This is a genomic window from uncultured Dubosiella sp. (assembly GCF_964018005.1).
Classification (GTDB): domain Bacteria; phylum Bacillota_I; class Bacilli_A; order Erysipelotrichales; family Erysipelotrichaceae; genus Dubosiella; species Dubosiella muris.
The window spans coordinates 106489-127447 of the sequence record NZ_CAXHOA010000004.1; the positions used below are offsets into that span (position 1 = coordinate 106489).

Sequence of the window (20959 nt, forward strand, 5' to 3'; positions counted from 1 at the left end):
CGACACAAAAAGAAAGCTAAGCCTGCGAGTCGCTCTTTTTGAAAATCCCGTACACGAGAAACAAAATCGCGACCGGACAAAGAAAATTGAGAATCGGAGCCGACAAGCTCAAAATCACGTCCAGACCAAAGCACGAAACGACAATTCCCGCCACCGTGAAAACGATTAGCCACGTCCGGTACGACCAGCGCGGCACCAGCTCGTGAAAGTATTCCGACACACAGCTAAGCAAACCCGTGCACACGTTAAAGCAGGCGATCAGGAAAATCAACGCGTTGATGACTTGCCCGAAGCCGCCAAACAGCTGTTCGGCCAGCATGGAAAGCACCTGCGCCCCGTTTGTAGCCGCCAGCAGCGTTTCCGAGCGAAGCATGCCGCTAAACGCCAGCAAGCTGTACACGCCCGCCAGAAGGACGCCGGCGATGATTGCCGCGCGCACCAGCACCGCGTGGATCGCCTTTTTGTGCTCGACGCCTTCGTTTTTGATGTTCATGACCATGATGCTTCCAAAACAAAACGCCGCCAAAATGTCCATCGTCTGATAGCCCTCGACAAAGCCGGTGCCAAATGGATTTTGATCGTAGTGCACGACGATCTGGCTGACCGCATCCGGCTGCACAAGCGATCCGACGCACACGACGCCTACAAGGACAAGCAAGATCGGCGACATCACCTTTCCGAGCACGTCCTTGAGCTTGTTGGGATGCAGCGCGACGAAAAAAGAGGCCGCGAAAAAAACGAGCGCGAACAACATCCGGTTCAACGCGGTCGGCGCGATGAGCCACTCGAACATTTCGAAGCTTGTCGTCGCGGTTCGCGGAATGGCGATGCAAGGCCCGATCAGCAAGTACACAAGCGACATGAACACGATGGCCAGCGGCTTCGAAATCGTTTCCAGCATCGAACGGCCGTCTTTAAACTTGGCCAAGATCACGATGGCCAAAATCGGCACGACGACCGACGTGCACAAAAACCCAAAGAGCGCCAGCGGCGTATTGCCTGCCGCCTGCACGCCAAGAAACGGCGCGAAGATCAAATTCCCGGCCCCGAAAAACATCGAAAACAACATGAGGCCGATCCAGAATATTTTTTGAAATGGTATTTTCCTGTTCATGAAAGTATCATACCACGCATGCCAAAAAGCTGCCTGAAAATAACCCGTTCATTTTCGAACAAAATCAAAGAGAATACGCGAATCCCCGTTCCCGCGTTTCTTCCAAAAAAAAACAAGCCATCCTGCGATGACTTGCATTTTGTACTCATTTTAGCGGATCTGCGACTTCAAGTACGCGAAAATAAACGCATCCAAATCGCCATCCAGCACGTTTTGAACCTGGCTCGTTTCACAGCCGGTACGCACGTCCTTGATCAGACTGTACGGATGGAGCACGTAGTTGCGGATCTGCGATCCCCACTCGTTGGCCGCCTGCTCGCCTTTGAGCGCGGCGATCTTCTTTTCCTGCTCCTCGATTTCTCGCTGGTACAATCTGGATTTCAAGATGCGCAGCGCCTCCTCGCGGTTTTGGATCTGGCTGCGCCCGGACTGGCACGTGGCGACGATGCCGGTTGGCTTGTGCACCATGCGAATGGCCGAGTCGGTCTTGTTGATGTGCTGACCGCCCGCGCCCGAAGCCCGTTTCGTCTCGACAATCAAGTCTTCCGGCTTGATTTCGATCTCGATTTCCTCGTTGAATTGCGGCATGACATCGAGCGAAGCGAACGATGTGTGGCGTCTTGCTCCCGAGTCGAATGGCGAGATGCGCACCAGACGGTGCACGCCTTTTTCCGACTTCAAATAGCCGTACGCCTTTTCGCCTTCCACCAGAAACGTCACGCTCTTGATACCGGCTTCCTCGCCCGGTAAATAGTCGAGCACGCTCACTTTGTAGCCGTGCTTTTCAGCATAGCGTGTGTACATTCGATACAGCATGCCCGCCCAGTCGCAGCTTTCCGTACCGCCCGCGCCTGGATGGATTTCCAGGATGGCGTTGGAGTTGTCGTACTCGTGGGAGAGCAGCACTTTCATTTCAAAGTCCTCGAACGCCTTTTTCACGTCGGCGTACTCTTCCTCGGCAAGCATCATCAACTCCTCGTCGAAGGCGCCCTTCAGCTCGTCGGCCGTTTCGTTAAGCGAGGCGAGCTCGTCGTGAAGCGAAGCATACGAGTCGATGATGTCTTTCAATCCGTTGCGTTTGCGAATGACGCTTTGCGCCGCCCTCTGGTCGCTCCAGAAATCGGCGCCCAGCATTTGCTGGTCAAGCGCTTTTACTTCTTCCTCTTTTTGAGCGAGGTCAAAGCGACTCACCTAGAAGGTCCAACTTTTCTAGGTGAGTAAAAACTTCTTGTTTCAATTCATATAGTTCCATTATACACTGGCTCCTCTTTTTGCCTGCTGGGCTTGTTTCGCCTTTTGGACAATGTCTTCTTTTTTCGTCGTGACGCGGCGAATGCGCACTTTCAACAGGAAGAACGCGATTTCGCGGTCGATGCGCTGGTTCATTTCCTCGAACATGTCGAAGCCTTCCTGCACATATTGCTGGAGCGGGTTGTTTTGCGCGTACGAACGCAAGTAGATGCCGCTTCTCAATTTGTCCATCCGGTCGATGTGCTCGATCCAGTTGCGGTCCATATTGCGCAGCACAACCGTTTTCTCAAACGGAAGGAACTGGCCTTTCACGTCCGCGATCTCGTTTTCGTAGTCGGCCCAGATCTTGTCCATCGCGTACTGCTGGATTTGCTCGTAGCTCTTGCCTTCCAAATCCTCGACATGGATGGCGCGGTCGTCTTGCAGTCCCATCATTTCCAGCGACTTGACAAAGCCCGGAATGTCCACCGTGCCCTTGCGGGAATCGGCGATATTGGCTTGCAGCGTCTGGTCGATGACTTTTTCGAAAATCACCTTCACCATGTCGTGCACGTTTTCGCTTTCCAAAATCTTGTTGCGCTGCGCGTAAATGATTTCGCGCTGGCGGCGCAACACGTCGTCATAGTCGAGCAGCTGCTTCCGCGAATCGAAGTTGAAGCCTTCGACGCGCTTTTGCGCCATCGTGATCGACTTCGTCACCGTCTTGGACTCGATTTGCTCGTCGCCCATTTTCGAGAACAAACCTTGCAGCTTGTCCCCGCCAAAACGAACCATGAGCGAATCCTCGAGCGACACGTAAAATCTGGAGAAGCCCGGATCGCCCTGGCGTCCTGAACGGCCGCGCAGCTGGTTGTCGATACGGCGGCTTTCGTGGCGTTCCGAACCGAGGACGGCCAGACCGCCCAGCTCGCGCGATTGCGGCGACAGCTTGATATCGGTACCACGACCAGCCATGTTCGTGGCGATCGTCACGGCGCCGACCTGGCCGGCTTTGGCGACGATTTCCGCCTCGCGGGCGTGGTTTTTCGCGTTCAGCACTTCGTGCGGGATCTTTTCTTTTTTCAGCATTTTCGAAATGAGCTCGGACGTCTCGACGGCGATCGTGCCGACCAGAACCGGCTGGCCTTTGGCGTGCAGCTCCTTGACGCGGTTCACAAGCGCCCGGTACTTGTCTTCCTTGCGGGCGTAAATCTCGTCGGCCATGTCGTCGCGCACGACCGGACGGTTCGTCGGGATGACAACGACCTTCATGTTGTACGTGGAAAGGAACTCCTCCTCTTCCGTTTTCGCCGTACCGGTCATGCCGGCCAGCTTCTCGTACAGGCGGAAAAAGTTCTGGTACGTGATCGTGGCCAGCGTCGACGTTTCCTCTTTGATTGGCACGCCTTCCTTGGCTTCGATGGCTTGATGCAGTCCGTCGCTGTAGGCGCGGCCCGGCATCATACGACCGGTGAACTGGTCGACGATGACGATTTCCTGCTCGTCGTTGACGACGTACTCCACGCCTTTCATCATAATATAGTTGGCACGCAGCGCCTGGTTGATGTGGTGGACGAGCTGCGTGTGCTCGATATCGTACAAGTTTTCAATATTGAAAAACTTCTCGGCTTTCTTCACGCCTTCTTCCGAAAGCATGACCTGACGCGTCTTCTCGTCGATGTCATAGTCGCCCGAAATCAGCGTCTTTTCGTGCGTGTGCTTGTCCGTTTCGTATTCCGGCGCCGTCAGCGTCTTGACGAAGCGGTCCGCGCCGATATACAAGTTGGCGGTTTGTTTTTTACCGCCCGAAATGATGAGCGGCGTTCTCGACTCGTCGATCAATACGGAGTCGACCTCGTCGATGATCGCCATGTGCAAGCCGCGCATGACGCGATCCTTCACGTCGGTCACCATGTTGTCGCGCAAGTAGTCGAATCCTAGCTCGGAGTTCGTCGTGTACGTGATGTCGCACGCGTACGCTTCGCGTTTTTCCCGTGGCGAAAGCTCGCGCTTGTTGACACCAACCGTCAATCCAAGAAAACGGTAGATTTCACCCATCCACGCCGCGTCACGGCCGGCCAGGTATTCGTTGACGGTAATGACGTGCACGCCTTGTCCGACCAGCGCGTTCAAGTACACGGCCATCGTCGCCGTCAAGGTTTTTCCTTCACCTGTTTTCATCTCGGCGATGTCGCCCAGGTTCATCGCCAAAGAGCCCATGATCTGCACTTTGTACGGTTTCTCGTTGATGACGCGGTACGCCGCTTCCCGGGCGGTCGCGAACGCCTCGTACAAGATATCGTCGATCGTTTCGCCGTTCGCCAGCCGCTCGCGGAATTCGATCGTTTTATGTTTTAGATCTTCATCGGATAATTTTGATATTGCCGGCTCGAGCGCCAGCACTTTATCAGCCATTTTTTCTAATTTATTGAGTTCCCTTTTTTCTTCCGAAAAAAGGCCATTTAAAAATCCGGCCATTCAGTACCTCCTTTGTGGTTCTTTTTATCATACCATATCATATTGCATTGGTAAAAAAATATTAGTCAAAAACCCTTTAATACAAATGCCATTAAACAGGAGATTCTAACCTTTTTCAATACTTTTTTGCCTTTTCATCGCAAAAGTTTCCTTTCCTGCTGATTTGACTGCGATTTTCTTCTTTCTTTCAGAATCCTTTCCCTTCGGAGAAGATCAACCGTTTACCATCGTTTCATAATCCTCGTAATTTTTATTTTGCGTGCTTAAAACAGAAACCGCGTTTTCCGCTCCAGTCCTTACATCCGCCAGGATTTCCTCGTCTTTCCAATCCGCCGGGTAAATATACGCGGTACCGCCGTCAAAATAAACCATTTCTTTTTCGATATCGGAAACTGTATCCAAATCAAAGCCGTTTTCCATCGCTCTGGGGATCAGATTCATCGTGTAGTTGAAACCGTATCCTTGACGGGTCACATCATACGTCCCGTACGTCGCGGTTTGGAAGTCATCTTCCACCTTTAAAAAGGTGACAATGCCATACCCTCTCGCGTTGTAGTGAACATCGCTAAAATAATCAAGCGTTTGAATTTCCTCTGGTATCTCTTCCGAAAACGCGATGTCTTCGCAAAGAGCCGGTAAATCAATGAAATGGGTTTGATCGTATGCGACGCCAAACTCTTCTTCGATCTTTCCAGTCAACTTGTCAAAATGCTCCATCGCTTCTTTCATCAAAGGAAGCTCGATATAGTCCACGTCGTTTCCGTTGAAATGCAAATAGCCTTCCTGCGTTTCGGAACGGTCAAACACCCCGTTTAAATATTCGTACACGGAATATGATGTATCAAATTGTTTGGCCAAATAATCGCTGGATTCAATCTTGAACTCTTTCTCGGCTTTCAGATTTTCTTCAGCAAACTCCTTTACTTCATAAATCAGCTCAATCTTTTTTTCTTGCGAAGAACCGTCGTGCTGCATTGACAAAGTCGTTTCCGTTTGGCGTCCGTTTTCATCCTCCATATAACCGATGAAAAAGTCCGGATAGTCCGCCTCCACCGCCTGTTTTCTATCTTGCGCGCCCACTTTCCAAGGCGTTTCCTCGTACCTCGAAGCGCCCTTTGTCTTGCGGGCGACGGCTTCGTACGTTTCCTTCCAGAAATCGTAGGCGTCGGTTCCGTCTTCTTTCCCCTTTTGACTCAAAACGACGACGAGCCCGGCAGCCAATGCCAGGATTCCGACAATCAAAATTCCTTTTTTTGTTCTTTTCATACGTTCCCCTTCCATAAAATTAAAACTGCTGTTTAAAACAAATGATTATTTTATATCTTAACAAGTTTAAGAACGATAGAAAAGAATTTATTTTATTTTCCGGTATCGGCTGCCTTATGCAAAAACGCAAAATTCGACACCCGTTCTTTTGATCTATTTTTCAAAATGCGATTTCTCTTCGTTTCCTTTCCAAAATACTTTATCCTTTCTATTTTCCTTCTCGTCCCCTCCCGATATGGTAAAATTAGATTATGAAAACAAACAATTCTTATACGCCGCCATTCACCATGACAGACAAAATCACAAGTCTTGTGATTGAGATTGGTGAACTGGTTGGAAAAATCACAGTAAGCGAAGCACAGGCGGCCAATCTTGTTTTACGCCGGGAAAATCAAATCAAAACGATCCAGTCTTCCCTTGCGATCGAAAACAATTCTTTGACCGTTGATCAAGTCACGGACATTATCAACGGCAAACGCGTACTGGCTCCTCCAAGCGATATTCGGGAAGCAAAAAACGCTTACGAAGCCTATGAGATTCTGCAAACGCTCGATCCTTATTCTTTAAATGATCTTCTTAAAGCCCATGCTTTCATGATGAATGGTTTAATAAAAGATGCGGGAAGATTTCGAAGTAAAAATGCTGGTGTTTATAGTGGCACGACGTTGATCCATGCCGGAACCCCAGCCCATTATATTCCGGAAGTCATGAAACAATTATTTAACTGGCTTCGATATTCTAATACGCATCCTTTGATCAAATCCTGCGTTTTTCATTATGAATTTGAATTTATTCATCCTTTTGCGGATGGAAACGGACGCACAGGACGTTTATGGCATTCCCTGATTTTACAAACATGGAAACCGTTTTTTGCCTGGATCCCGATCGAGACGTTGATCCATAAAAACCAGCAGGAATACTATTGGGCTATAAACGCTTCGAACACCAAGGGCGAATCTACGATTTTCGTTGAATTTATGCTTCGAATGATTCGGCAGGCACTCAATCAATTCACCCCCGATGTCGGAATAAATGTCGGAACAAATGTCGGAATAAATTCTCTGGAAGATCAGGTCGTCTCTTTGCTCAAAGACAATCCGTCCCATTCCGCGCGGTCGCTTGGCGAACAACTCGGGCTCTCCCAAAGACAGGTGGAGCGCGTGCTTGCCAAGCTGAAAAAAGATGGAACGATCAAGCGCACCGGCTCCAACAAATCCGGCTCGTGGCAAGTGATAAAATAAAAGCCGACCCATTCAAACGGGCCGGCTCTTTAAATTTTCTTTGTTTTCAACTATTCCAGATTGACACCTTTGCTCAGCGTCTTGAGCGCGATGGCGTCCAGCGCCAGCGAAACGACAATGTAGTACATCGTTCCCAGCATGAAAATCGACTTGATCATCGTGACGCCTGGTTCGGCGCTTTCTCTAAACAGCTCCATAACGGATGGATCGAACAAGCCGTACACGAACAGGATCGCCACCGACAGCACGGATCCAAGAAAATACAAACCAAGTCCAAACAACACCGCCTTGGCCGGCTTGTCTTTCCAGCACCGGTACCCGAGCACGATGCCCGCGTAGCCGGCTGTCATCGCGAAGCCCATCTCGAAATAATACACGAAAAAGACAAAGGCGAGCAACGCAGACGTCGACGAGTACCCGAGTGCCTCCTTGCCTGTCATGACGATGCCATTTATAACCATCTGGTAGTCTTGGCTATAAAAGGCGATCCACAAGCCAAGAGCCGCAGTCGCCAGACAAAGAAGCAGGCCGAGCATGCCCGACAGCCACTGGGCGATATAAACACTCGAGCGCGAAACCGGCAGCGTGTTCGTCAAATAACCTTCGTCCTTGTACATCGAGCGAATCATGTATGTCCAGCCGCTAATGAGCGGCATCAGGACGCAGCCAATCAAAAGCACGATGTCGACCGAAATCGCGATCGTCTGCAAAGTCGAGAAAACCGGGCCGTGCCCCAGCGAGAGCAGCCGGACGATCAAAGCGGTCGCCAAAGCGATCAGGCAATAGGGGACAAGCCGCCGCGCCTGGTTTTTCAAATCGTATTTCAACAGTTTTCCTACCATTTGTATGTCCTCCGGAAGTATTCGTCAATCGAGCAGTTTTGCTCGCCGCGCAGCGTGTCGGCGTCCACATGCTGCTTGATCTCGCCATCTTCTATAATAATGACTTCGTCCAGGATCCGCTCGATGTCGGCAATCAAATGCGTGGACAGCACCACGGTCGCTCCTTGTGCGAAATTCGATAAAATCGTATCCAAAATATAGTCCCGGGTCGCCGGATCGACGCCGCCAAGCGGCTCGTCCAAAATGTACAGCTTCGCCTTGCGCGCCATAACAAGAATGAGCTGAAGCTTTTCCTGCATGCCCTTGCTCATGGTGCCTATTTTCATCTTGTCGTCCAGCCCAAGCTCCTTGATGAGCCGATTCGCCTTTTCCGTGTCGAAATCCGAATAAAAATCCGCGAAATAACGCACGACGTCTTTCACCTTCATTCCCCGATCCAAATACGTTCGTTCCGGCAAATACGACACGATTTGCTTTGTCGCCGTTCCCGGCGTCTGGCCGTCGATTCGAATCTCGCCCTCGTCGATCGTGAGCAAATCGTTGATGAGTTTGATCAACGTCGTTTTGCCCATACCGTTTTTTCCGATCAATCCGACAATGCGTCCGGCCGGAATCGACAGCGACACGTCCTTTAGCGCCTGCTTGTTTCCATACGATTTGGAAACGTGGCGCACTTCCACGATGGATGTCATTGTTTCTACTCTCCTTTTTTCAGCAGCGCGATTGCCTCTTCCACGCCATAGCCGAGCGCGTCCAGTTCGCCTAGGCAGCGCCGCACGATTTCGGCCGCGTGTTGATCCCGCGCTTTTTCGATCAGAGAACAGTTGTCCGACACGAATTTTCCATTCGTCCGTTCCGTGTAAATGAGCTTTTTCCTTTCCAGCTCCTGAAGCGCTTTTTGCATCGTGTTCGGATTGACTTGATACATCGAAGCGAACTCCCGAACGGAAGGCAGCTTCTCGTCAGGCCGGTACTGACCGGTCAAAATCGCCTGTTCGACACGCTCGACAAGCTGAACGTAAATCGGACGGTCGTTGGTAAATGGGTGATCCATGCTTTCAAGCTCCTTTCACTGTATCACTGACCTAACACAATGATACATCTATTCCTTTTCGTTTTCAACATCTTCGTCGATTTTCTCCCGCGCTTCCTCGAAAAACGGCGCGAAGGCCGACGGAAGCGCGAGCTCGTTCTCGATTTGATCCACCGAATAAAATCCCGCATCCTCTTTCACAAAGACGAGCGTGGCGTCCATCTGCCACTCCACATGCGAAAAGATGTGGGTGTAGGGCGCGAGCGGCTCGGTTCGCACGACTTCGTCAGGCATCGTTTCGTCAAACTCGTATAAATTGGCCAGCAGGCCAGTTTTCGGACGCCGGTTCATGTGGAACCCCTTGCCGTCGGTCCACACGTACACGTGCTTGCGCTCGACTCGGCGCGCCTTTTTTTCCGGCTTGACCGGCAACGTTTCGGGTTCATCGGTCTGGCACCACGCCGCGACCGGACATTGGTCGCATTTGGGATTTTTCGGCGTGCACACCATCGCGCCCAGCTCCATGAGCGCCTGATTGTACGCCTCGATTGGCTCGCAAAGGGAGTCGTCCACAAGCCGGGCGATTTGTTTTTTGGTCGCCGCTTTCGTCACATCCGCCCGCACATCGTACAAGCGGGAAAATACGCGGACCACATTGCCGTCGATGGCGCTGACTTTTTCCCCGAACGCGATGCTGGCGATCGCGCCGGCCGTGTAGTCGCCGATGCCCGGAAGCGTTTTGAGCTCGGCTTTCGTGGAAGGCAGCCGGCCGTCAAAGCGCTCCACGCACTCGATGGCGCACTTTTTCAAATTGCGGCACCGCGAATAATAGCCAAGTCCCTCCCACGCCTTGTGGAGCGACTCGTCGTCGGCTTGGGCAAGCGAAGGCAAATCGGGATAGAGCCGGATGAAGTTTTCAAAATAGGGCAGCATCGCCTCGATGCGCGTCTGCTGGGCCATGATCTCGCTGATCCAAATAAAATACGGATTCCGGTTTTGTCGAAAAGCGAGCTTGCGGGCGTTGGCCTCGTACCACGCAAGCAGTTTGGTTTGCATTGTCATATCGTTCCTCTCCTGCATTGGTTTGGTTTTATTATACCAAAGAAAAAAAAGCCAGCTAAAAATCGGCTGGCTAGCAAACAAGCGTTTTCGTATTCCTCCAGGCGGTACAATCCTTTTTTCATCGCATGTCCTTTTGTCGCAACAGCGCGTCGATCGACCCGCCAGCCTGCGCGAGATACCGCTCGGCTTCCGGCAGCGTGCACGAAGCCATTCCCATCACGACGGCTGATTTCACGTGCCCGTGCGCGGCGACAAGCGTTTCTTTCGCTTTTTCCTTGGAGAAACCGGTCGTTTCGCAAACGATATGGACGCCTCGCTCGATCAGCTTTTCATTGGCGAGCTGCACATCCACCATGTAGTTTTTATACACTTTTCCTAACCGCACCATGCTCAACGTGCTAATCATGTTGACAACAAGCTTGGTCGCGGTTCCCGCCTTGAGCCGGGTGGAGCCGGTGAGCACTTCGGGACCGGCAACGGCTTCGATCGTATCCGGGCATAAACAGGCGATGGGCGTGTCGGGATTGCAGACGACCGCCGCTGTCGAAGCGCCAATTTCCTGCGCAAAGGCCAGCCCACCAAGCACGTATGGCGTCCTTCCGCTGGCGGCAAGTCCAATGACGATGTCGCCGGCATTCAGTCCGATGGCTTCGAGATCTTGTTTTCCAAGCTCCCGGGAATCTTCCACGTCCGCGTTGGAAAAAGCGTGGTCTTTGCCCGCCAGCAAACCGATGACGACACCTTCCGGAACGCCAAAGGTGGGCGGACATTCCAGCGCGTCCATCAATCCGATCATTCCGCTTGTTCCCGCGCCCATGTACACAAGGCGTCCCCCGCCTTGGAGCGCCTCGCTCGTTTTTTCAATCACGCGTTCGATTTGGCGCGTCTGGGATTCCAAACAAAGCACAGCTTTTTGATTCTCCGCGTTCATCAAGTCGATTTGTTCGGCGATGGACATCGCGCTCAACCCGGAAGAAGCCGGATTGGCGCTTTCCGTGACAAGTTGTTGTAGTTGAAACATATTCTTCACCTTTTCCTCTTTCTGCTTTTGTGTTTAACCACACTATATTTCTTTTTCGAGTCGTTCTCAATCCACTTCGCCGCTTTCGAAAAAAAATCTCCATACTCCGGGGTGTACCACACGGAATGTAACTTTAGACAAAAATCTATTGTTTCATTCCTTTTTTCTTTATACTGGAATTAGCGGAAGAGGTCGTCTCTTTTTTGAGCTCCGAACTCGTAAAAAAAATTGATTGAGGGACGGTTGAACGCACCACCATCTGTTGATCGCTTCGTCGAAAAAACGTATAAAAAAATGATCTACGCAGCCGTTCCGACCGCTTTATTTGAAAAGGAGTTTTGTTTATGGAAAATCTTTATGCGGTTTGTTGTGGTATTGATGTTCACAAGAAATTGATCGTCGCCTGTCTTCGTCAGGAGCAGAACACCCAGATCAAGGAATTCGGTGCTTCCACTCGTGAACTTCTCTCTTTGGCGGATTGGCTCTTGGAAAATCATTGTCAAGCCGTCGCTATGGAAAGCACCGGTTCTTACTGGAAACCTTTATACAATGTCCTTGAATCTTTCGACTTGAACCCGATTGTTGTCAATGCTCAGCATATGCGCAATGTTCCCGGTCGAAAGACGGATATCAAAGACGCGGAATGGATTTCCGATCTTCTTTGTCATGGCTTATTGATTCCCAGCTTTATTCCCAATCGCTCCCAACGCGAACTTCGCGAGCTTGTCAGCTACAGGAAAAGTCTGGTAAAAACCCAATCCGCCGAATTGAACCGGCTCCAAAAAATGCTGGAAGGCGGAAATATCAAGTTGTCCGGTACAGTATCCAATATCAATGGAAAAAGCGCGAGAAATCTTTTGGATCTCATTCTGGAAGGCGAAAAATTCGATGAAGCTGTTTATGACCAGATGATCAAAGACAGAAAGATTTCAAGAAGATTAAAAGCGAGCAAAACAAAGTTGATCGAGGATATGAATGGCGTGCTGAGTCCGGTTCAAATCAAAATGATCCGGGAACTGCGCAAGCATATTGATGAATTGGAAAAGCATATTCGAGAACTGGATCAGGATATCAACGACGCCATGAGCGATCCGGAGAAAGAAGCGGCCAAACGATTAACGCAGATTCCGGGAATCGGAGAAGACAGCGCGAAAATCATCATATCTGTGATTGGTGTCGATATGAGTCGGTTTCCCACGGATCGCCACATTTGTTCATGGGCGGGAATCAGCCCGGGAAACAAAGAATCGGCAAAGAAAAAACTGAGCGCTCGAACGACAAAAGGAAACAAACTGCTAAGGAGTACTCTGGTGGTTTGCGCGCATTCTGCCGTAATGAAAAAAGAAAGCTATTTTTCCTCTCTATACAACCGGATCGCGGCACATCGCGGAAAAAAGAGAGCGATCGTGGCAGTGGGACATTCAATTTTGAAGATTGCATATCATATGCTGAAAAACGGAGAATCATACAAGGAATTGGGAAGCAATTATTATCAAACAAAGACAAAGGAAAGTAAGATCAAAAGTTATTTGACAAAACTAGAAAACCTGGGCATAGAGATTCCAGAGGAGTATAGGAATCAGGCACTTCAAATGTCTTGATGGAAGAGATACAAATTAACACTGTTTTTCAAAATAGGGTTTTTATGCGCTTTTTTTTACAAAAATTAAAGAATAAGTTACATAAAAAAAGGAAGATCTTTCGTCCGCGATCTTCCCTTTTGCCTACTCTTTTGTTTTTAAGTACTCGTCGATCGCCTGAACCGCTTTTTTCGCGTCCGCGACCGCTTCCACGACCGTTTTGCCGCCATAGACGACATCGCCGGCGCCAAATACCCCTTCAACAGTCGTGCGGCTGTTTTCATCGACTTTCAACAAGCCGCGCGCGTTGCCTTCCAGACCAGGCGTCGTATGGATCAATTTGGATTTTGGTCCCTGACTGGCCGCGATAATCGTGAAATCTGCCGGTTCCAGTTGTTCCGTTTCCTCGATTTCCACAATTTGTCCTTGTTCGTCAAGCCGGACCGCCTTAAACATCGGGCCGTCCTTTGTAATGCGTGAAATTTGCATTTGACTTTTAAACTCGGCGCCTTCCAGCAAAGCCAGTTCCCTTTCTTTGGGGTCCGCATTGCTTTGGGCCCGTCGCGCGTACAAGGTTACATAGCTTACGCCTTGATGGAGCGCGGTGCGCGCCACGTCGATTGCCGTGTTGCCCGTTCCGATAACCGCCAGCCGGTTGCCGATTTCAAACGATTTGGGACTAGCCAAATAATGGATTCCATAACATACGTTTGGCAGCGTTTCGCCAGGAACGCGAAGCGCTTGCGCCCGCCATAAGCCGCTGGAAATCAATACCGCCTGATACCCGTCGCGCAGCATGTCCTCGATCGTGATCGAGCTGCCGACCGCCGTATGGAGCCGGAAACGGATTCCGGCCGCTTTCATTTTTTTCGCGTAGCGGTCCAAAATGCTTTTAGGCAGGCGGAATTCCGGAATGCCATAGCGCAGCATGCCGCCAATTTCGCTTTGAGCCTCAAAAACCGTCACCTCATGGCCGCGCCGGATGAGCTCGATGGCGGCGCTCATGCCCGCCGGTCCCGATCCAATGACCGCCACGCTTTTTCCGGTAGATGGCGCCTTTTCGATTTGGACCCGCTCCAAATACGTGTCGGAAATAAACCGCTCGATGGATCCCCATTCGACAGGACTTTCTTTAATGCCCTTGACGCAGTGGCCCTCGCACTGCTTGTCATGATCGCACACGATGGCGCAAACGAGCGAGAGCGGATTGTTGTCAAACAGCATTTGCGCCGCTTCTTGCAGCTTTCCTAGTTTGAACAAGGCGATCGCTTGCGGGATCGGCGTCGAAATCGGACATCCCGTCCGGCAGCGAGGAATCTTGCATTGTAAACAGCGATTCGCTTCAGATTGTATATTCAACATCGTCATTACCTCCAAAAATCAGTATGTTTATTATAGCGAACGAGCAAAAAAAAGAAAGTTTTTCAGAAAGCACTTACATGTTTTACTATATAAATAACAACATTTGAAAGGAAGAGAAAACGATTATGCATGAAATTGACCCGAAACAACTGACTTTGTCCCCTTCCATGCTGTTCGCCGACGACTGGATGCTGCTTGGCGCGGGCACGGAAAAAACAAGCTGGAACACGATGACCGTTTCCTGGGGACAGCTTGGCTCGCTGTGGGGCCATGGCGGCGGGATGCCGACCGCCATCGTCTATGTGCGGCCGCAGCGCTACACCAAGCTCTTTATGGACTCCAACGAGTACTTTACCTTGTGCGCGTTTGGTCCCGAACACAAACGCGACTTGGCCTATCTTGGCACCCATTCCGGCAAAGACGAGGACAAAGTGAAAAAGACGAGCCTCCATCCCCTGTTTTTCAAAGAAGGCCCGTATTTCCAGGAGGCGAAGCTCGTGCTCGTATGCAAAACGCTTTACCAGGCACCTATCGTCGCTGAAGGATTCAAGGACAAACGGCTCATCGAGGACAACTACCCAAACAACGATTTTCACGACATGTACATTGGCGAAATCGTAAAAGTGCTCGTTTCCGACTAACCACCGCAAGGTGGTTTTTCTTTTGCCACTATTCTTTTCTTTAGGTGATGTTTCTTTTTTATTGTTTCGCCGTTATAATGGATTCCGGAACAAAATGCGCGATTAGCGCATGAAATGCATTGGATCGGAGGAAATTGTATGCAAAGAAAACGGAAAGTCAATCCAAGAAACTTGACGATCGTCGTCGTGATCCTCCTGCTCATTTTAGGTGGAATATGGGGCGGCTGGTTTTGGTGGGACAAGCACACCCAGCAAGTCCGCCACGAAACCGTGGCTGCCATTCTCGAAAGCCGCAAAGAGGCGCTTGAGCAACTCAACGCCTGGGAAAACACGCGCGCTCTGGACACGGAGGCGTTTGACGCCCTGAAAGCCGAGGCGCTCGCGGACAACGCGGCAGCCTACACCCGGCTTTCCGAAAAACAAAAGGATCGCCTGACAAAAGAAGTCGTCGACGAGGCCGAGGCGCTTGACCTGGAAAACGACGGCTTGCGGTATTTAAACTTGTACAACGACCCGGGCCTTCCCGACGACTATCTCGTCTTTTTAAGCCGGGACAACGACCGGTTCCAGTTTGTGAACCAGTATCATGTCCTCAACGGCCACACGACCCCGCCGGCGGCTTTGACCGAGTCGCTCGATAAAATTCCCCATTTGCTGCAATGGGACGAACGCTGGGGCTACATGCCTTACGGAACGTCGAATTTAGTCATTGCCGGCTGCGCCCCGACGAGCCTGTCGATGATTTTATCGTATTTGAATCAGGACCCGTCTTTGACGCCTTACGCGATCGCGCAGTTTTCCGAAACCAACGGACACTATGTCGATGGCGTCGGCACCGCCCACTCCCTGATGGACGCGGCCGCCCAAAACTATGGCGTTCAAGTCCAAGGGGTGCCGGTCGACGAAGCCGCCTTCGACCAGGCGCTGGCGGAAGGAAAGATATTGCTCGTATCCGTCAATCCGGGCCACTTTACACGCGTCGGGCATTTCATCGTGATTCAAGGGATGGAAAACGGGCAGTATAACGTTCTCGACCCCAACTCCAACAAAAATACGAAGCTTTGGGATAAGTCGATCGTGCTCAGCGAGGCGGCCGCGGCGTGGGGATATTGGAAATAGCCCGTCAAGATGGAGAAATCCATCTTTTTTATTGAATCTTAAGAATTTATTCCGGATTTATTTTCGGAAAGTTCACCTCGTTTAGATACACTGTCCACAGGAGGTTCCCTATGGTAAAAAAAGTCAAAAAGCGCTCGCTTCCTTTCGCCCCGTTTGCCCTGTTGTTTCTTTTGGCCGGACTTGGCATCGGCTTGCTGGTGCGAGGATCCCAAACCGTTTTGCTGGAAGAGGACTTGCGTACAATTCCCCATTTGCTCCAGTTCGACGAGCGCTGGAAACACGAGCGCTACGGCACTTCGGACATAAAAACGGCGGGATGCGCCCCGACTTGTCTGGCGATGGTTTTTTCCTTTTTAAAACAGGATCCTGCCATTACGCCGGTTTCCGTCGCCCGTTTTTCCGAATCGAACGGACACTATGTCGATGGTGTCGGCACGTCGCATTCGCTTTTTGAAGACGCGGCCAGCCACTTCCATGTTTCGATGGAAGGCTTGTTTCCGGTCGAACCGTCGATTGACGAGGCGCTTCAGTCCGGAAAACCCGTGATCGCTTCGATGGTGCCCGGCCACTTCACCCAAACGGGGCACTTTATCGTGTTGACTGGCGAGCAAGACGGCCAGTACAGCGTTTTGGATCCCAACTCAAACGAGCGCTCGACTGGATGGGACAAGCAAATCGTACTGGATGAAATGATGACCGCGTGGGGATTTGGAAATTAAGAAGGCTATAAAAAAACCGACTTCATGTCGGATTTTTTATAAGCCGGGGGTTGCTTTCCGTTTGCGCGCCTTCCGCCAGACTTTCCACGATTTTTCCGTCTATTAAGAAGAAGATCCGGTTGGCGAAGCCTTGTAATTCATCGACATCTTGCGAGGCGACCAAAATCGACACGCCTTCCTGCCTCAGCGCTTCCAGTTCCTGCCAAAGCGCCGCCGCCTCGGCCGGTTCCAACCCGTTCGTCGGCTCGTCCAGTAAAATCACTTCGGGGTTTTTCATCAAGGCGATTCCCAGGCCCAGCCGCTGCTTCATTCCTGTCGAGTATGTCTTGACTTTTTTCCACAAATGGTAGCCTAACCGGGTGTACGCTCTGGCTTCCTTCATTTGCTGGCGGTCGGCTTGCATGAGCATGCCAAACACTTCCAGATTTTCCTTGCCCGTCATCGTTTCGAACACTTCAGGGTCTTCTGCCAGCAGCGCGATTTTACCAACCGCCCGATCCGGTTCCTGCAACGCGTTGATTCCGCAAATGTCGATGAGTGCCGCGTCGGGTTTCATCATTAAACCGACGCACTTCAGCAAAGTCGTTTTTCCGGCTCCTTTCGGCGCCACGAGGCCGACGATTTCATGACTGTATAAATCAAATGCCAAATCGGATAAAACCGCTTTGCCGCCAAACTCTTTACAAAGGTTTTCCACATTGAGCTTTCGCGTTTTCATCCCTTCCTCCTTTCATACATTTTTACTTCTATCCTATTTCCTGCTTATTTACATAATAACATTTTCATCGAATGAATAATATAAATAATTTCACATTTTCGACGCAAAAAAAAATACGAACCTTCCGATTCGCATTCTTTTCGTTTATTCGATTTTCAAATCCGGACAAATCTGCCGGGCGAACGCCAAAGACGGCATCACGAGCTGGCTTCCATCTTTCAAAACGAATTCGACTGTCCCGTCGGGTTGTACCGTGATCGTTTTCGCTTCCTGCAAATCGTCCGCGCCAAACGTTCCTTCCATCATTTCCTGCGTTTGCTCGCTATTCGAATAATCCGGCTCCAGCACGAAGAAAAAGCCGAAGAAAATAAGCATTGAGAAGAACCCGATCAGTACCATGTCCAGTCCCATGTTCTTCTTTTCATGCAGCATGTAGCTCAGCCGTTTTCCCATCATCCATCCCGACTGCGTCGAAAACGACGACACCGGCATCGTTTTCATCATCCGCTGCTGCGGCTTTTCCGATTCCTTCACTAAAAACTTCGCGTATCGAATCTTTTCCACCGCTCCGCATTGCTCCAGGACCGCGTGGTCCGCTCCCATTTCCTCCAGCAGCGTCAGCACTTTGGGCAGCACATACACCGGCACATACCACCAAAACAGCGTCGTCAATCCCATCAGTCCGATGTTTTTCCACAAATCCCGGTGCCGGATATGCGCGCTTTCATGCCGAAGGATCCAGTCCAGATCCTCGTCCTCGTACGTCCGGGCCGGCAAATAAATCCGCGCTTCTTTCAGCCCCGCCGTAAATGGCGACTGGATCCATGGCGACCGCACGATTTGAAGATCCTGCCCCGCGAAGTTGCGCCTGTCGTCTTTGGACAACGTTTCCTCTTCGCTCCGGTTTCGTATTTGTTCCAGACAGCGCGCCCCTCTTCGGTACCGGCACATTTTGATCCAGCCGATGACCGCCACGCCCGCGATCCAGAAAACGACAAGCCATTCCAGCACGCTTTGTTCCAGAAGAAGATCCGCTCTTAAAAACGTGTATAAATCCGGCAGGAAAAAAGTCAGGGGAATCGTTTGGGTAAAGAAAAACTCCACCGGCAGCAAAAACCGTAAAACGATGACCGCCAGAAACGCGACGAGCAAACCCGGCCGCATCAGGGCGTACGCTTTTTTCTGGTTGAGCAAAGCCAGAAGACATAGTGAGAAGATGCCTCCCCATACCGAAGCGTATAAAACCGTTGACAAGGAAAAGCTCATACGTTTTCTCCCAACGCCGCTTTCGCCTTCTCAATCGCTTCTTTTAACACGTTCAATTCTTCCTTCGAAAGACCGGTGTCGATGAGTTTCTTAACGAGCGACACTCTTTTATTTTCCGGAACGCTGTCAGCCAGGCAATCCGACTCGTCCTGGCAAGCGATAAATGTGCGCGAGATCAAATTGTCATTGATTTCAAATCCGGCTACTTCCAAATACTTCTTATCGCACAACCGCCGGATGACGGATTGCATCGTGTTGCGATTGTACTCCGGAAGCAAGGCGGCCAGACGATCTTTATTCAATGGCTCTTTGTGCGCCCAAAACACTTTCATCATTTCTTTCTCTTTCTTTGTTAGCATAGTTTCACCTGTTATCAGAATAACTGATTTTATCATTCGACACAATCGAATAATTTGTCCGTTGTTTATAATATTTTAATTATTGGCATTCAAACCTTTAATTTGTACAATAAAGAAAAGTACAACGGGTCATAAAGATACAGAAAGGAAAGCCAATGATGAAACCGGCGTCGCAAAAAAAGAAAGCCATTCCGGCTCTCTTCTTAGTTCATCGGGATCCAAGGCCCTTCCCATCTTTGTCTTGACAAATTGTAAAGGCGCTTGTAGTATACTCCGTTTTCGAATTTATAACGCCACTCCATCACATCGGCTTGCGGCTCGACCTGCGCGTCGTTTGCCAAAACCGGCATGCTCGTCATGGGCGCGCCCGCCAGGACCATCGCCACCATCACACTCGTCATCCATTTCTTCATCGTTCTTTCCTCTTTCCCTAGTTTTCAAGCTCGCGCTCTTTTTCCAAAATCAGCTCCATCAACTCGTCCAGATCCCTTTTGGAAGGAATGGACTGGATCAGTTTCGCGGCCAGCGGAATAATTTGGTTGTCATCCACCAGCAAAGCCATGTAGTCGGTTTCTCCCATACAAACCGCGTACGTGCGCGTACCGGTCTTTCCATTGTCTTCCACGCCAACCGGTTTGATAAAGCCTGTGTTTTTCAGCTTGCGCAATACGACCTGCATCGTGTTCAGATTATATTCTGGAAGGACCCTCGACAAGCTGACTAGACCTAGCGGCCCAGGCTGCTCCCAGAACACACGCATAATTTCTTCTTCTTTTTTCGTCAAAGGTTTTGTCTTCATAAACTTGATCTCCTATGTATCTAATAATGTTATACCATAACTTCCTTTGATTTTCCACACCCGATAAATAATATCTTTATTTGGATTTTATTCTCACTTTTGGCTTTTCACCAAGAAAAAAAGAGAAGATCGCTCTTCTCTATTCGCACGTGTAAATATACTGGCAGTTTCCCTCGATTTCGACAGCGCCGCTTCCGGCGTCCACAAAAATCGAGTCGCCTTTTTTCGCGTGGATCGTGTCGCCCTCGTTTCGAATGACGCATTCGCCTTCCACCACGATGATCGAGCCAAAGGAACTTTCATCCACGTCGATCGTCACCTTGCCGTGAACGGTCGTTTCAAACGTCGTGAAATACTCACATGTCGCTAGCATGACCGTTTCCGCTTCACCATCTTCGATTCGCGGTCCGCACGGTTTGAAATCGGATTCGATCGGTGTCAAATTGGAAACGTCGATCGCCTTGTCGATATGCAGCTCGCGCGGCTTGCCGTCTTTTCCTACCCGGCCAAAGTCATACACGCGGTACGTCGTGTTCGAGTTTTGCTGGATCTCACAAATTTGAATGCCTGCGCCAATCGCGTGAATCGTGCCCGCCTTGATAAAGAACACGTCGCCTTTGTGCACCGGAACGACTTTCAACACCTCCAGCAGCGTGTTGTTTTCAATACGCTCGCGGAACTCTTCTTTCGAAATCGCCTTGTTGACGCCAAAATACAAAAACGAATCCGGTTCGCAATCCAAAATATACCACATTTCCGTTTTGCCATACTCGCCTTCCACCCGCAAGGCGTACTCGTTGTCCGGGTGCACCTGGATCGAAAGCGGCTGCAACGCGTCGATAAATTTAATCAAAATCGGAAACCGGTCGAACTTTTCACAATCCGTTCCCAACACGCTTTTTCCTTTTTTCTCCAAGTACTCCGGAAACGTCAATCCTTTGTACGGACCATCCGCCACGACGCTCGCTCCATCCTTGTGAACCGAAAGCTCCCAGCTTTCCGCCACGATATCCAGATCCGTCTGCTTGTTGTAGTTTTCCTTCAGCTTCGTCCCACCCCACAAGTAGTCCTTGAACGCGGGCTGTAATTGAATCATTGCCATACTGCTC

The 20959-nt window shown here is 50.4% G+C and carries 21 protein-coding genes; 5 read left to right on the top strand and 16 right to left on the bottom strand.

The window, feature by feature from the left end; all coding sequences use genetic code 11:
- Window positions 1-16: 16 nt before the first annotated feature.
- The 4 genes from brnQ to ABNS49_RS04285 all read right to left on the bottom strand — a co-directional run bounded on the left by brnQ (window position 17) and on the right by ABNS49_RS04285 (window position 6088).
- Window positions 17-1114 carry a branched-chain amino acid transport system II carrier protein gene (brnQ, locus tag ABNS49_RS04270; protein WP_135979738.1) on the bottom strand — a complete coding sequence of 366 codons (1098 nt, stop codon included), beginning with the start codon at window positions 1112-1114 and terminating at the stop codon, window positions 17-19.
- 150 nt (window positions 1115-1264) lie between these two features.
- A protein-coding gene (gene prfB / locus ABNS49_RS04275) for a peptide chain release factor 2 (RefSeq protein ID WP_135979739.1) occupies window positions 1265-2366 on the bottom strand; the annotation gives its coding sequence in 2 pieces (ribosomal slippage) (window positions 1265-2293 and window positions 2295-2366; 1101 coding nt in all).
- Window positions 2366-4822 (bottom strand): preprotein translocase subunit SecA, encoded by a 2457-nt coding sequence (gene secA / locus ABNS49_RS04280; protein WP_135979740.1) that lies wholly within the window; start codon window positions 4820-4822, stop codon window positions 2366-2368. The genes prfB and secA overlap by 1 nt, the downstream gene beginning before the upstream one ends.
- Before the next feature lie 213 nt (window positions 4823-5035).
- A complete protein-coding gene (locus tag ABNS49_RS04285; RefSeq protein ID WP_135979741.1) occupies window positions 5036-6088 on the bottom strand; it encodes a hypothetical protein in 1053 nt (350 codons plus the stop codon).
- Window positions 6089-6339: 251 nt separating this feature from the next.
- Between ABNS49_RS04285 and ABNS49_RS04290 the strand changes: the two genes are divergently transcribed.
- Window positions 6340-7329 carry a Fic family protein gene (locus ABNS49_RS04290; protein WP_135979742.1) on the top strand — a complete coding sequence of 330 codons (990 nt, stop codon included), beginning with the start codon at window positions 6340-6342 and terminating at the stop codon, window positions 7327-7329.
- A 50-nt stretch (window positions 7330-7379) separates the two neighbouring features.
- Here the strand turns inward: ABNS49_RS04290 and ABNS49_RS04295 are convergent, their stop codons facing one another.
- The 5 genes from ABNS49_RS04295 to murQ form a co-directional block, all read right to left on the bottom strand.
- A complete protein-coding gene (locus tag ABNS49_RS04295) occupies window positions 7380-8171 on the bottom strand; it encodes a hypothetical protein (protein WP_348687951.1) in 792 nt (263 codons plus the stop codon).
- Window positions 8165-8863, bottom strand: a complete 699-nt coding sequence (locus ABNS49_RS04300; RefSeq protein ID WP_135979744.1) for an ABC transporter ATP-binding protein — start codon at window positions 8861-8863, stop codon at window positions 8165-8167. Before ABNS49_RS04300 ends, ABNS49_RS04295 begins: the two co-directional genes overlap by 7 nt.
- A 5-nt stretch (window positions 8864-8868) precedes the next feature.
- On the bottom strand, window positions 8869-9225 hold the full coding sequence (locus tag ABNS49_RS04305; protein ID WP_135979745.1) for a GntR family transcriptional regulator: 357 nt from the start codon (window positions 9223-9225) through the stop codon (window positions 8869-8871).
- Window positions 9226-9273: 48 nt separating this feature from the next.
- Window positions 9274-10266 carry an A/G-specific adenine glycosylase gene (locus tag ABNS49_RS04310; protein WP_168353543.1) on the bottom strand — a complete coding sequence of 331 codons (993 nt, stop codon included), beginning with the start codon at window positions 10264-10266 and terminating at the stop codon, window positions 9274-9276.
- A 118-nt stretch (window positions 10267-10384) separates the two neighbouring features.
- On the bottom strand, window positions 10385-11287 hold the full coding sequence (gene murQ / locus ABNS49_RS04315) for an N-acetylmuramic acid 6-phosphate etherase (protein WP_348687953.1): 903 nt from the start codon (window positions 11285-11287) through the stop codon (window positions 10385-10387).
- 344 nt (window positions 11288-11631) lie between these two features.
- Between murQ and ABNS49_RS04320 the strand changes: the two genes are divergently transcribed.
- Window positions 11632-12888, top strand: coding sequence for an IS110 family transposase (locus ABNS49_RS04320; protein WP_290155724.1), 1257 nt, complete (start codon window positions 11632-11634; stop codon window positions 12886-12888).
- A 123-nt stretch (window positions 12889-13011) separates the two neighbouring features.
- Here ABNS49_RS04320 and ABNS49_RS04325 read toward each other — a convergent pair whose 3' ends face one another.
- Window positions 13012-14229 carry an NAD(P)-dependent oxidoreductase gene (locus ABNS49_RS04325; protein ID WP_135981339.1) on the bottom strand — a complete coding sequence of 406 codons (1218 nt, stop codon included), beginning with the start codon at window positions 14227-14229 and terminating at the stop codon, window positions 13012-13014.
- A 125-nt stretch (window positions 14230-14354) separates the two neighbouring features.
- Between ABNS49_RS04325 and ABNS49_RS04330 the strand changes: the two genes are divergently transcribed.
- From ABNS49_RS04330 to ABNS49_RS04340, 3 genes are all read left to right on the top strand, one after another.
- Window positions 14355-14870, top strand: a complete 516-nt coding sequence (locus ABNS49_RS04330) for a flavin reductase family protein (protein WP_135981338.1) — start codon at window positions 14355-14357, stop codon at window positions 14868-14870.
- Between the two features lie 138 nt (window positions 14871-15008).
- A complete protein-coding gene (locus ABNS49_RS04335; protein ID WP_288343002.1) occupies window positions 15009-15989 on the top strand; it encodes a C39 family peptidase in 981 nt (326 codons plus the stop codon).
- A gap of 110 nt (window positions 15990-16099) precedes the next feature.
- Window positions 16100-16708 (top strand): C39 family peptidase, encoded by a 609-nt coding sequence (locus tag ABNS49_RS04340; protein WP_348687956.1) that lies wholly within the window; start codon window positions 16100-16102, stop codon window positions 16706-16708.
- Between the two features lie 22 nt (window positions 16709-16730).
- Here the strand turns inward: ABNS49_RS04340 and ABNS49_RS04345 are convergent, their stop codons facing one another.
- The 6 genes from ABNS49_RS04345 to ABNS49_RS04370 form a co-directional block, all read right to left on the bottom strand.
- Window positions 16731-17426, bottom strand: coding sequence for an ATP-binding cassette domain-containing protein (locus tag ABNS49_RS04345; protein ID WP_135981335.1), 696 nt, complete (start codon window positions 17424-17426; stop codon window positions 16731-16733).
- Between the two features lie 144 nt (window positions 17427-17570).
- Window positions 17571-18692, bottom strand: coding sequence for a M56 family metallopeptidase (locus ABNS49_RS04350; protein ID WP_135981334.1), 1122 nt, complete (start codon window positions 18690-18692; stop codon window positions 17571-17573).
- Window positions 18689-19051 (bottom strand): BlaI/MecI/CopY family transcriptional regulator, encoded by a 363-nt coding sequence (locus ABNS49_RS04355; protein WP_168353666.1) that lies wholly within the window; start codon window positions 19049-19051, stop codon window positions 18689-18691. The genes ABNS49_RS04350 and ABNS49_RS04355 overlap by 4 nt, the downstream gene beginning before the upstream one ends.
- A gap of 203 nt (window positions 19052-19254) precedes the next feature.
- Window positions 19255-19464, bottom strand: coding sequence for a hypothetical protein (locus tag ABNS49_RS04360; RefSeq protein WP_135981332.1), 210 nt, complete (start codon window positions 19462-19464; stop codon window positions 19255-19257).
- A 17-nt stretch (window positions 19465-19481) separates the two neighbouring features.
- Window positions 19482-19850 (bottom strand): BlaI/MecI/CopY family transcriptional regulator, encoded by a 369-nt coding sequence (locus ABNS49_RS04365; protein WP_135981331.1) that lies wholly within the window; start codon window positions 19848-19850, stop codon window positions 19482-19484.
- Between the two features lie 139 nt (window positions 19851-19989).
- Window positions 19990-20952 (bottom strand): type I phosphomannose isomerase catalytic subunit, encoded by a 963-nt coding sequence (locus tag ABNS49_RS04370; RefSeq protein ID WP_135981330.1) that lies wholly within the window; start codon window positions 20950-20952, stop codon window positions 19990-19992.
- Window positions 20953-20959: the final 7 nt, after the last annotated feature.

Bases quoted from the DNA above. Each gene is read 5' to 3' on its own strand.
- murQ (WP_348687953.1), bottom strand. From the start codon at position 11,287: ATGTTTCAACTACAACAACTTGTCACGGAAAGCGCCAATCCGGCTTCT.
- ABNS49_RS04320 (WP_290155724.1), top strand. From the start codon at position 11,632: ATGGAAAATCTTTATGCGGTTTGTTGTGGTATTGATGTTCACAAGAAA.
- brnQ (WP_135979738.1), bottom strand. From the start codon at position 1,114: ATGAACAGGAAAATACCATTTCAAAAAATATTCTGGATCGGCCTCATG.
- ABNS49_RS04340 (WP_348687956.1), top strand. From the start codon at position 16,100: ATGGTAAAAAAAGTCAAAAAGCGCTCGCTTCCTTTCGCCCCGTTTGCC.
- ABNS49_RS04360 (WP_135981332.1), bottom strand. From the start codon at position 19,464: ATGAAGAAATGGATGACGAGTGTGATGGTGGCGATGGTCCTGGCGGGC.
- ABNS49_RS04300 (WP_135979744.1), bottom strand. From the start codon at position 8,863: ATGACATCCATCGTGGAAGTGCGCCACGTTTCCAAATCGTATGGAAAC.
- ABNS49_RS04335 (WP_288343002.1), top strand. From the start codon at position 15,009: ATGCAAAGAAAACGGAAAGTCAATCCAAGAAACTTGACGATCGTCGTC.
- ABNS49_RS04345 (WP_135981335.1), bottom strand. From the start codon at position 17,426: ATGAAAACGCGAAAGCTCAATGTGGAAAACCTTTGTAAAGAGTTTGGC.
- ABNS49_RS04295 (WP_348687951.1), bottom strand. From the start codon at position 8,171: ATGGTAGGAAAACTGTTGAAATACGATTTGAAAAACCAGGCGCGGCGG.
- ABNS49_RS04310 (WP_168353543.1), bottom strand. From the start codon at position 10,266: ATGACAATGCAAACCAAACTGCTTGCGTGGTACGAGGCCAACGCCCGC.
- ABNS49_RS04325 (WP_135981339.1), bottom strand. From the start codon at position 14,229: ATGTTGAATATACAATCTGAAGCGAATCGCTGTTTACAATGCAAGATT.
- ABNS49_RS04330 (WP_135981338.1), top strand. From the start codon at position 14,355: ATGCATGAAATTGACCCGAAACAACTGACTTTGTCCCCTTCCATGCTG.
- ABNS49_RS04305 (WP_135979745.1), bottom strand. From the start codon at position 9,225: ATGGATCACCCATTTACCAACGACCGTCCGATTTACGTTCAGCTTGTC.
- ABNS49_RS04285 (WP_135979741.1), bottom strand. From the start codon at position 6,088: ATGAAAAGAACAAAAAAAGGAATTTTGATTGTCGGAATCCTGGCATTG.
- ABNS49_RS04290 (WP_135979742.1), top strand. From the start codon at position 6,340: ATGAAAACAAACAATTCTTATACGCCGCCATTCACCATGACAGACAAA.
- ABNS49_RS04355 (WP_168353666.1), bottom strand. From the start codon at position 19,051: ATGCTAACAAAGAAAGAGAAAGAAATGATGAAAGTGTTTTGGGCGCAC.
- ABNS49_RS04365 (WP_135981331.1), bottom strand. From the start codon at position 19,850: ATGAAGACAAAACCTTTGACGAAAAAAGAAGAAGAAATTATGCGTGTG.
- secA (WP_135979740.1), bottom strand. From the start codon at position 4,822: ATGGCCGGATTTTTAAATGGCCTTTTTTCGGAAGAAAAAAGGGAACTC.
- ABNS49_RS04370 (WP_135981330.1), bottom strand. From the start codon at position 20,952: ATGGCAATGATTCAATTACAGCCCGCGTTCAAGGACTACTTGTGGGGT.
- ABNS49_RS04350 (WP_135981334.1), bottom strand. From the start codon at position 18,692: ATGAGCTTTTCCTTGTCAACGGTTTTATACGCTTCGGTATGGGGAGGC.